The sequence below is a fragment of the Bradyrhizobium manausense genome, assembly GCF_001440035.1.
GTDB classification, from domain to species: domain Bacteria; phylum Pseudomonadota; class Alphaproteobacteria; order Rhizobiales; family Xanthobacteraceae; genus Bradyrhizobium; species Bradyrhizobium manausense.
This window is the reverse complement of record NZ_LJYG01000112.1, coordinates 67,333-69,357: the sequence shown is the minus strand read 5'-3', so window position 1 is coordinate 69,357 and position 2,025 is coordinate 67,333. Positions and strand designations below refer to the sequence as shown.

The 2,025-nt window shown below is 63.3% G+C and carries 3 protein-coding genes; 1 reads left to right on the top strand and 2 read right to left on the bottom strand.

Annotated elements, in window-relative coordinates:
• The first annotated feature begins 184 nt into the window (after positions 1-184).
• Positions 185-637: a DoxX family protein gene (locus AOQ71_RS36880; RefSeq protein ID WP_057757810.1), complete on the top strand. Its 453-nt coding sequence runs from the start codon at positions 185-187 to the stop codon at positions 635-637.
• Positions 638-641: 4 nt separating this feature from the next.
• Here the strand turns inward: AOQ71_RS36880 and AOQ71_RS36875 are convergent, their stop codons facing one another.
• Both AOQ71_RS36875 and AOQ71_RS36870 read right to left on the bottom strand, forming a co-directional pair.
• Positions 642-1,193 carry a dihydrofolate reductase gene (locus AOQ71_RS36875; protein WP_057757806.1) on the bottom strand — a complete coding sequence of 184 codons (552 nt, stop codon included), beginning with the start codon at positions 1,191-1,193 and terminating at the stop codon, positions 642-644.
• A gap of 7 nt (positions 1,194-1,200) precedes the next feature.
• Positions 1,201-2,025: polysaccharide deacetylase family protein (locus AOQ71_RS36870; RefSeq protein ID WP_245317351.1), on the bottom strand; the 825-nt coding region annotated here is incomplete at its 5' end.

Sequence of the window (2,025 nt, the reverse complement as noted above, 5' to 3'; positions counted from 1 at the left end):
CCCGGCCATGACGCCGAGAGAGTGGTGGCCGAATTCGTTCCGGTCGGTTCGATTCCGCTAGGGAGCGCCAACGCGCGCCCCAACACTCTTGAATAACTTCCCGTTTTCCATTTCCGCGTTTGAAAACCGCAAACGGACTCATCATAATCTCCCAGCGCGTTAGCGTTTTGCCAAGAGGCCGACCATGCCAGCGTTCGTGACTTTCGGGCGAATCCTGTTCGCCGTGCTGTTCATCTACACGGGCGCCACCAAGTTCTTCCCCCTCCAGGCGACGGCCGACTTCATCGCCGGCAAGATCGTGGTGCCCGATGTGATCGCGCCTTATGCCAAGCAGGTGGAGACCGCGACTGCGATGACCACTCCGCAGCTGCTCGCGATCGCGCTCGGAGGGCTCCAGATTCTGGCGGGATTGATGATCGCGCTGAACTTCGGTGCGCGCTTCTTCGCGATGCTGATGGTGATCTACATCGCTGTGTCGACCGTCCTGTTCTCCGATTTCTGGAATCAGAGCGCGCCTGAGAACGCCGCGGTGGTGATCGACGCGCTGAAGAATCTTTCGATCATTGGCGCGCTGTTCATGATCATGGGCTACGGCCGCGCCACGCGCTCGGTCGAGACCGCCTACGGCGACGTCTAAAGCGCTAGCCCCGCCGCCACGGCGTTACGGTGACGTCATGCGCGGCGTCGAGCATATAGGGTGTCCCCGCAGTCAGCCCGTGTGACGTCAGCACGTCGTGCGGCGTTCGCCGGGGCACGTCGACGAAGCAGCCTTCGCCGCCGGGTAGCCGCACATGCGGGGCTTCCGACAGCCAGAAGGTGTCGTAACGGTCCATGAACATGTCGAACACGACCGGGCCGCCAATGATCGCGACCCGCCCCGAGGTAACATCGGCAAATGCGCAGGCCTCCGCGAAGCTCGCATGCTCCGGATTCCACAGCGTCGCGTTCGGCATCTCGGGATCGACGGTGAGGGCCTTGATCTTGCGGGTCAGGATCAGCCGCTTGCGCTTGGGCGAGTTCGGCTGCCCCTCGTGCGAGTTGCGGCCATGCACGATCAGCGCAGCACCATCGAGCGCCTGCTCGAAGAACAGCTTGTCGCCTCTAAACTTCAGGCTGTCGGGCATGACATGGCTGGCGTCGGCAAGCATGCCGTCCGCCGAGACGATGACGTAGCCTTCGAAACGGAACGACAAATGACGACTATTCGGAAACGGTCGTCACCACGGAATTGACCGGGCGCGTGCTGACTGTCGGCAGCTTGACGTCCTTCATCAGCTGCTGGTCGTATTCGGGCAGCGAGGCCACCGGCGCCTTGGCGCGCATCGCCACCACCTTGTAGCCGCCGGCCTTGAGGCGGTTCAGCAGCTCGGGCAGGGCTTCCGCCGTGTGCTTCTGGAAGTCGTGCATCAGGATGATGCCCTTGCCCTTGGTCTCGAGCCTCTTCATCACGGTCTCGATCACTTTCTCGGGCTTCGAGGCCTTGAAGTCGAAGGAGTCGATGTCGCAGGAGAAGATCGCAACGTTGCGGTTGCCGAGATAGGTGACCATCTCCGGCGGATGCTGCAGCGCCGGGAAGCGGAAGAACGCGGCGGGCGAGATGCCGCCGAGTGCCCATTTCACGGCGCTGATGCCCTTCTCGATCTCTTCCTTGCGCTGCGCTTCGTTCAGCTTCTTGTCGTTGAGATTGGCGTGCGACCAGGTGTGGGTGCCGACGGTGTGGCCGGCGGCGTAGACCTGCTTCAGGATCTCCGGCTCGTAGGTGGCATGCTTGCCGATCGAGAAGAAGATGCCGGTGGTGCACTGGTCGGCGAGCGCCTTCAGCACGGCAGGCGTGTTGCGCGGCCAGGGACCGTCGTCGAAGGTCAGGACGACCTCCTTGTCGCGCAGGAAGTCGAGCTCCTTGAAATGCTCGAAGCCGAAGCCGGGGCCACCCGTGGTGTCGATTTCCACAGTGCGGGCGACGCCCAGCGCGTTCGGATTGTTGCAGGCGGCGCGCGCCGGCTGCGGCGCCTGTTGCGGCGGGGG